Source organism: Sinorhizobium americanum (genome assembly GCF_001651855.1).
Classification (GTDB): Bacteria; Pseudomonadota; Alphaproteobacteria; order Rhizobiales; family Rhizobiaceae; genus Sinorhizobium; species Sinorhizobium americanum.
This window is the reverse complement of the sequence record NZ_LNQC01000065.1, coordinates 58,913-65,016: the sequence shown is the minus strand read 5'-3', so window position 1 is coordinate 65,016 and position 6,104 is coordinate 58,913. Positions and strand designations below refer to the sequence as shown.

The following is a 6,104-nucleotide window of genomic DNA, read 5'->3' as shown; positions in this document are numbered from 1 at the left end:
ATGAGAGCTTCCCTTCTGTTGCTCGTTCAATGGCACATTCAGAAAGCCCCGATCTCGGCGCAAGTGATCGTCATCCGGTCAGTTGAGGGCGCGCTCGCGAGCGGCTTCGCTACCGCCGAGCTACACATGGGGTAATCGCGGTGCGACTGCCCCGGCAACTTTTTGCAAGATGATGCTGGCTGGGTTGGTTGCCCCCGATAAGATGGAAATACGGGCTCACGATTGGAACCGGGCCCAAACATCCCGCGGGCTTTTTGTCATTTCGCAGGAACGCTATCCCGATTTTGGTATTCTTATGGACCAATGCCCCAACGAGAAGTTCCAAGGAGGGGTCGTGGAAATCAGCGCGTGCTTGAGATCGGCATTGCTCGAGCCTCCTTTGATAAAAGAGAGATTTGCAAAGCCGGAAATATGTGCCCTTCAGTCAGGACACGAGCCGCGCTGCTTGTCCTTGCTCCGTCAACAGTTCGACCGCTTGCTTATCAAACGAGACAAAAGTTTCGCCGCCCAACCAATTGCCCTCATAGGCGATGATACCATCCGCAAAATCACCGCCAGCCTCGAGGATCGCAAGGCCGGCCTCAACTGCGGGACGGTTCATCACGACATTGCCTGCGTCCAGCAAGTCGCGGATTGTCACGGCTACATCTGCTTTTGGCAGCTTGGCGCCACGGCGCAGTATCCAAACGAGCTCGCATAGGCATGGTAAGGAAACGGCGATCAGTGAAGCCCCCTTCAGGAGCTTGCTGGCAGTCTCCGCCTGCTTCGCATCGTCCTGCAAAACAGCGCGAACCAAGACATTCGTATCGACTGAGATTTTCATTCTTCGCCCGACCAGCCGGAGGCGGCAATCTCATTCATTTCTTCGATCGTCAGCGGCTTTTTGATCTTACCAGCGTGCCGGCCGATGAAACTATCAATGGTCCCGGTTGGCCGGGCCGCCTTTATCCGAAGCTCACCACCCGGGAGCTTGTCGAAGTCGATCCGTTCTCCGGGCTTGATGCCAAGATGCTGCAGCAAATCCCGCTTTAGCGTGACCTGCCCCTTCATTGTGACGGCGATTGAGGTCATGGGGAAATTCCGTTCTGTTGAGACGAGTTATATAGTAATTGAAATTTTCATTACCAGCAAGAGGTGGTGTTAGTTGGCAGAGCCGCTGCAGCTTGGGATTTCACGCAAATACGCTAATGTCCTGATCGAACTGGTAGGACCCATCGGCTTTGGAATGAAGGATGCGCGATGAAGAAAGTTACGCCCGAAATGGTCGAGGCGGCGCTTAGGGCAACGGACTTTGCGGTCAACGCCACTTCGAGGCGCTGGATGAAGGCAGCACTTGTCGCTGCATTGACCGTCTCGAAAGTCGAGCCGTTTGAGCGGAGCTCGAAGCACGCGGACGACGACTAACAGTCCCCGACCGGTTTCTCGCATGGTGAGCGCACTTGGGCCGCGCTCCAGGAAGCTTCAGCGCCTCATGAATCCGGAGTTCAGGACCGAACTAGCCCGAAGCGGCGCGCCTCGTCCAGCAGTGCCCTGATGCATTTGCGGCCGCCACGCGGTGGTGGCTCCCGCATCTGGTCCAACTGGCGGCAATGTCGCGCAGCGACAGATCGGGGTCGGCGATCGATGCCGGCGACCAGTCGCATTGGATGATGTTCAGGGGGCCGACGCGGGGATCGGCTGAGCAGTTCCGGGTCTGCGAGCTTCTCGCGCACCATCCGATGAACCGCCCGGCGCAAGCGCTCGACCGTCCAGTCGTGACCTCGACGATTGAGAATGCGCACGACATCGCCCCAGCTGTGCCGCGGCCGCAGCTGTCGGACCGTCGGCAGCCATGCCTGCGCCGATGCAATCAGGTCATCGAGGTAGGCGCGCTCGCGCGCTGCGGCAACCGCACGGATCGCCTCCGGTCGCCGTTCCCGCAGCCCGGGATTGCCGGCAAGCCTGCCGCGCGCCTGGCGGCCTGCATACCGGACTTGGTTCGCTCCGCGATTAGCGCGCGCTCGAGCTGGGACCTGGGTCACGGACTTGTGCAGTGACTGCTGCTTTGCTTCAGGAAGCGGGATGCCGCGGTTGGCCGCCTCGGTGAGATAACCCGACCGCAAGCCATGCGCCGAAAAGAGCGCCGGGTCGAGGCCGGCCCGCTGGCAGCGGCCCTTCAGGAAAGTTGATCGACTGCGGCGTCAGCGCCCGTCGGTCGATGTTGCCCCATTGATCGATGCGGCGAAACACCGGTCCATCCTTGATCCCGGCGTCCGCCGGCCATTGCTTCAAGGCCAACACCGGCCGGCGGCTACTTGCGCAATTTGACAAGGAGGCGGAGCGTGGGCCGTTTCGCTAAGCCGATGCTGATGGCGTTGATGCGGGGAAGTGTGGGGCAAAAGAAAATGCAGCCTAAGTGCCGCATTTGCGATTGAGCGGTTGTAGTTTTCATCGGTTGATACTATTTTTTGCCTCAAGTGAGGTGTTAGCGATGTTGGCATTTGAAAAAGTAGCAGACGTACTCGGCCTTCCTCCCAAGGAAATCGGAGCGCGATCACCGCTCGGTTTGGTTTCCCGAATTGAAGGAGGGTTGCCGATCACGGTGCTAGAGCGCGTCTCGCATCTTCTTGCCCCGAATGATGGACATTTCAAATATCGGTTCGTACCCAAGGCCACTTTGGAACGGCGCAAGGTCAGCCTGCGTCTGTCACCTGAGGAGGGCATGAGGGTCGCCCGCGTCGCGCGGGTATGGAACCTCGCCGTTGACGTTTGGCAAGGGCCAGACGCGGCGCGGGATTTCCTGTTCCGGAGCCATCCCATGCTCGAGGATAGAGCTCCAATTGACGTCGTCATTCAAAATGAGATCGGGGCGGAACTGGTGTTGGAGATTCTCGCCAGTCTCAAATATGGAAGCGCTGCGTGACGGCACAGGTTCTTGATCGAACACTGTCGTCTTTCCGCATAGGAGATCCCAACGGGGCTTACCCGATCTTTGACGCCACGGGTTCTACGATTGCAACCGGGCGTTGGAACGCGCCCGGAACGCCTGTCATCTACACAAGCGAACATTATTCCACCGCTGTATTGGAAAAGCTCGTGCACGGCAGTGGGCGGCTACCGCCAAACCAGCACTATGTTCAGGTGACAATTCCAAGGGGGGTGACCTATGAGGTGTTTTCGACCGCTGCGATGGCCGGCTGGGACTCAATGCCGGCAGTCGCAAGCAAGGAATTCGGCGAGGCCTGGTGCCTGCAAAAGCGCAGTGCCCTTCTAATCGTGCCGAGTGTCGTGGCAAGGCTCGATCAGAACATAATCATCAACCCTGCTCATCCTGATTTTCCGAGAATCACGGTCAGCCTTCATCAGCCAGTATATTGGGATAAGCGGCTGTTCGGATCGTGATAGCGAATGGCACGCGCTGTTGCGTTTCTCAGATCATCAACCTAGCCGCGCGTCCCTGCTTTCGTTCCGCGTCGTTGTAGTAGCGGGCAGCCTGTGTCAGCGACTTGTGCAGCGACTGCTGCATGGCTTCCGAAAGCGAAATGCCGCGGTTTGCCGCCTCGGTGAGATAACCGGATCTCAAGCCGTGTGCCGAAAACAGCGCCGGATCGAGGCCGGCCTGCAGGCAGCGGCTTTTCAGGATCAGGTTGACGGATTGCGGTGTCAGCGCCCGTCGGTCGACATTGCCCCATTGATCGATGCGGCGGAACACCGGCCCATCGTTGATACTGGCTTCCGTCAGCCACCGTTTCAAGACGATTACTGGCCGGCCGATCAGCAGCACGTGGGCGTCGTCGTCGTTCGTCGTCGTCTTGGTACGGCCGAGGNCAAGCGTTCGCCGGCGCAGACAGCCAGCAACCTAGCGAGCACGTCGCCGGTCACCGCCTTTTTGCTCTTGCGCTGTCGCGGACGGTTGCTCGCCTTCACCGCGAGCCCCAGAGCGCTCTTCAGCGACGGTGCGCCGAAAGCGCCGCTAAGCCCCCGCCAGCGGGTCAAGATCGACCAGGAGGTCAGCCGCCGCCGCACCGTGCCGGGTGCGTGCGGACCCTTGGCCTTCAGCAGCCCCTCGAGACGCAATCCAGCCTCGACGTCGGCCGGCATGCCGTGGCCGGGATCCTCGCCGCGCTTGAGCGGATCCCAAAGATGGTGGGCAACGAATTTTAACAGCAGCGATTCCGGCGCCGGCCAGGGGAGGGGAGAGCCGGTCGAAAGCTGGCACCAAGCTTCGAGATAGGCGAGGTCGGAGGCAAGTGCCCTCAGGGTGTTTTCGCCCATGCCTTCGCCGGCAAGATGCTTGAGCGTCGCGACGTCGTCGTCGGTCAGCAGTCCTGCGAGCTGATCACGCCGGTCGAAGGGCAGGATGGCGTCGAGTGCGTCGAGCTCTTCGGCGCGGCTGGCGGCTGTTGATGGCAGGAGAGTCATCGCGGCAGCCCGTCTTCGTCGAAGAGATCATCATGCGCCGACGTCACTTTATGGTCTTGCTTCGGCTTGCCTCGCGCGGCGAGGCTCCACACCTCGTCGATCGTTCCACCCTCGATCAGTTTGCTGCCGCAGGCGGTGGGCCCTGTAACAGCAGGAGTCTTCGCGACTTCTTCCGAGGGGAAATCGTCATTCTTCTCTGACCAGGAGGTCAGCCGAGCGATAGGCCACCGGCCGCGGCACACATACACCTCGTCCTGCCGAGACGCCAAGGCGATCAACTCTTCGAGCCGTTCGGCGGCCTCCTCGACATCGACGAATATCTGCATCGGCATGGCTACCATACCCGTTCATGCAGCACCGCATCGAAGGCGCCGTCGACGGAAACAAAGGCGCAATGTTCCAGCCGCGCCTGTGCGGCGAGAATACGGTCCCACGGATCGCGGTGATCCCAGTCGAAACTTGCGGCCAGTTCGGCATGCAGATCGGTGATGGCAAGGGTCTGCAAACCGCTGTCCAATACTGCGGCTCGCAGTTCCTGTGGCTTGAGATCGAGCTTTTTCAGTCGCATCTTGTTGTCCAACTCGTAGAAGGAGACGGCGCTGACGAGGATGGTGTTTGCCTTGTCCTCGATCAGCAGCCGTGCCGTCCCCGAGAGGCGATGACTGCCGATTGTCCACCAGTAGACCGCGTGGCTGTCGAGCAGGACCTTCACTTGGAGGTCTCGCGGTCGCCGGCGCCGCCCTGCCAGATGCCGACAGCGTCATTCCAGTCGCCGGCTTCGATCGCGGCCTGTTCGGCGTCCACCGCGTCGAACAGGTCGTCCGGCAGGCCGCGCTGGCGCAAGAGCCCGAAGGGGCGCTTGCCGCTGTCGGCCGGGCCGATGCGGGCGTAGATTTCGTTGCCGCGCATGATGATGATCTCCTCGCCGTGGTTGGCGCGTTCGAGCACCTCGGCAAAATTCCTGCGGGCTTCGCTGATCTTATACACGGTCTGGGGCATGGCGATCTCCGCTACTCGGTGCGTGACCCCATCCTATCACCGCTTCAACGTGCGTACAACTGATGTGTACGCATCACTATCGATACTTGATCCGTATCGATAGTGATGGGCCACGGAAATAGGCGTCCGGATGACGGAAAGATTGGGCGATTTAGCTTCCGTTTATAAAATTTAAGACGTTAATTCATATGGTTAATGATTGGCTAAGACGGTCAAGGGCGATTCAATGGCGCGTAACCAGTTGTGGCTTTGCTTGCGGGGGATATTCTGCCCGGTGACAAACATAGGGCGGATGAAGAGGACAGCGAATCAATCTAACCAGCTATAGAAATCCCATACGCCAGATGAGGTCTTGAATGAGAATTGAATACAAAGGCTACAGGATCCACACTTGGGTCGACGACGACACAAACCATGCACAGATGCTTAAGGGGAAGAAGGGGGCGGAGCGACTTTATGTCGACATTGATCCGGTCGACGGCGGGGATGGACGCAAGCCGGCGAGCAAACGCTTCTTGAGCGATATCGTGAAGAAGTACCAGTTTCCAGGCAACCAGACGGAACAGTTGATCCAAGTTGCGAAACTCTGGGTCGACGACCCCGAGCAATTTGCCCCCGCGTCAGAGTCATTCGCTGCGCGCCTCACGGCAAGCACGCGTCCTGGTCCAACGCGAAGCTGACTGGATAAGCGATCGACAGGGGGC

Annotated in this window: 9 protein-coding genes and 3 pseudogenes; 4 read left to right on the top strand and 8 right to left on the bottom strand. The window is 59.5% G+C overall.

Going from position 1 to position 6,104, the window contains the following annotated elements:
* Positions 1-424: 424 nt before the first annotated feature.
* Both ATC00_RS19955 and ATC00_RS19950 read right to left on the bottom strand, forming a co-directional pair.
* The gene (locus ATC00_RS19955) at positions 425-823 is read right to left on the bottom strand and encodes a type II toxin-antitoxin system VapC family toxin (RefSeq protein ID WP_037381770.1); all 399 of its coding nucleotides are present in this window, start codon (positions 821-823) and stop codon (positions 425-427) included.
* A complete protein-coding gene (locus ATC00_RS19950; protein WP_037381768.1) occupies positions 820-1,071 on the bottom strand; it encodes an AbrB/MazE/SpoVT family DNA-binding domain-containing protein in 252 nt (83 codons plus the stop codon). Before ATC00_RS19950 ends, ATC00_RS19955 begins: the two co-directional genes overlap by 4 nt.
* A gap of 168 nt (positions 1,072-1,239) precedes the next feature.
* Between ATC00_RS19950 and ATC00_RS32635 the strand changes: the two genes are divergently transcribed.
* Positions 1,240-1,404 carry a hypothetical protein gene (locus ATC00_RS32635; RefSeq protein ID WP_156911512.1) on the top strand — a complete coding sequence of 55 codons (165 nt, stop codon included), beginning with the start codon at positions 1,240-1,242 and terminating at the stop codon, positions 1,402-1,404.
* Between the two features lie 80 nt (positions 1,405-1,484).
* Here the strand turns inward: ATC00_RS32635 and ATC00_RS31320 are convergent.
* Positions 1,485-2,011: pseudogene (locus ATC00_RS31320) on the bottom strand (serine integrase family protein); the annotation flags it as partial.
* 459 nt (positions 2,012-2,470) lie between these two features.
* On the opposite strand from ATC00_RS31320, the gene ATC00_RS19940 reads away from it, so the two are divergent.
* Both ATC00_RS19940 and ATC00_RS19935 read left to right on the top strand, forming a co-directional pair.
* Positions 2,471-2,902: an antitoxin Xre/MbcA/ParS toxin-binding domain-containing protein gene (locus ATC00_RS19940; protein WP_037381763.1), complete on the top strand. Its 432-nt coding sequence runs from the start codon at positions 2,471-2,473 to the stop codon at positions 2,900-2,902.
* Positions 2,899-3,381, top strand: coding sequence for an RES family NAD+ phosphorylase (locus tag ATC00_RS19935; RefSeq protein ID WP_064254075.1), 483 nt, complete (start codon positions 2,899-2,901; stop codon positions 3,379-3,381). Before ATC00_RS19940 ends, ATC00_RS19935 begins: the two co-directional genes overlap by 4 nt.
* 28 nt (positions 3,382-3,409) lie before the next feature.
* Here ATC00_RS19935 and ATC00_RS33605 read toward each other — a convergent pair.
* The 5 genes and pseudogenes from ATC00_RS33605 to ATC00_RS19915 all read right to left on the bottom strand — a co-directional run.
* Positions 3,410-3,806: pseudogene (locus ATC00_RS33605) on the bottom strand (tyrosine-type recombinase/integrase); the annotation flags it as partial.
* Position 3,807: 1 nt separating this feature from the next.
* Positions 3,808-4,401, bottom strand: a pseudogene (locus tag ATC00_RS33600) (integrase); the annotation flags it as partial.
* On the bottom strand, positions 4,398-4,733 hold the full coding sequence (locus tag ATC00_RS19925) for a hypothetical protein (protein ID WP_037381755.1): 336 nt from the start codon (positions 4,731-4,733) through the stop codon (positions 4,398-4,400). The gene ATC00_RS19925 and the pseudogene ATC00_RS33600, both read right to left, overlap by 4 nt.
* 2 nt (positions 4,734-4,735) lie before the next feature.
* On the bottom strand, positions 4,736-5,113 hold the full coding sequence (locus ATC00_RS19920) for a type II toxin-antitoxin system VapC family toxin (RefSeq protein ID WP_037381753.1): 378 nt from the start codon (positions 5,111-5,113) through the stop codon (positions 4,736-4,738).
* Positions 5,110-5,400, bottom strand: a complete 291-nt coding sequence (locus ATC00_RS19915; RefSeq protein WP_037381752.1) for a type II toxin-antitoxin system Phd/YefM family antitoxin — start codon at positions 5,398-5,400, stop codon at positions 5,110-5,112. The genes ATC00_RS19920 and ATC00_RS19915 overlap by 4 nt, the downstream gene beginning before the upstream one ends.
* 356 nt (positions 5,401-5,756) lie before the next feature.
* Between ATC00_RS19915 and ATC00_RS19910 the strand changes: the two genes are divergently transcribed.
* Positions 5,757-6,080 carry a hypothetical protein gene (locus ATC00_RS19910; protein WP_064254074.1) on the top strand — a complete coding sequence of 108 codons (324 nt, stop codon included), beginning with the start codon at positions 5,757-5,759 and terminating at the stop codon, positions 6,078-6,080.
* The last annotated feature ends 24 nt before the right edge of the window (positions 6,081-6,104 follow it).

Bases quoted from the DNA above. Each gene is read 5' to 3' on its own strand.
- ATC00_RS19955 (WP_037381770.1), bottom strand. From the start codon at position 823: ATGAAAATCTCAGTCGATACGAATGTCTTGGTTCGCGCTGTTTTGCAG.
- ATC00_RS19950 (WP_037381768.1), bottom strand. From the start codon at position 1,071: ATGACCTCAATCGCCGTCACAATGAAGGGGCAGGTCACGCTAAAGCGG.
- ATC00_RS32635 (WP_156911512.1), top strand. From the start codon at position 1,240: ATGAAGAAAGTTACGCCCGAAATGGTCGAGGCGGCGCTTAGGGCAACG.
- ATC00_RS19940 (WP_037381763.1), top strand. From the start codon at position 2,471: ATGTTGGCATTTGAAAAAGTAGCAGACGTACTCGGCCTTCCTCCCAAG.
- ATC00_RS19925 (WP_037381755.1), bottom strand. From the start codon at position 4,733: ATGCCGATGCAGATATTCGTCGATGTCGAGGAGGCCGCCGAACGGCTC.
- ATC00_RS19915 (WP_037381752.1), bottom strand. From the start codon at position 5,400: ATGCCCCAGACCGTGTATAAGATCAGCGAAGCCCGCAGGAATTTTGCC.
- ATC00_RS19910 (WP_064254074.1), top strand. From the start codon at position 5,757: ATGAGAATTGAATACAAAGGCTACAGGATCCACACTTGGGTCGACGAC.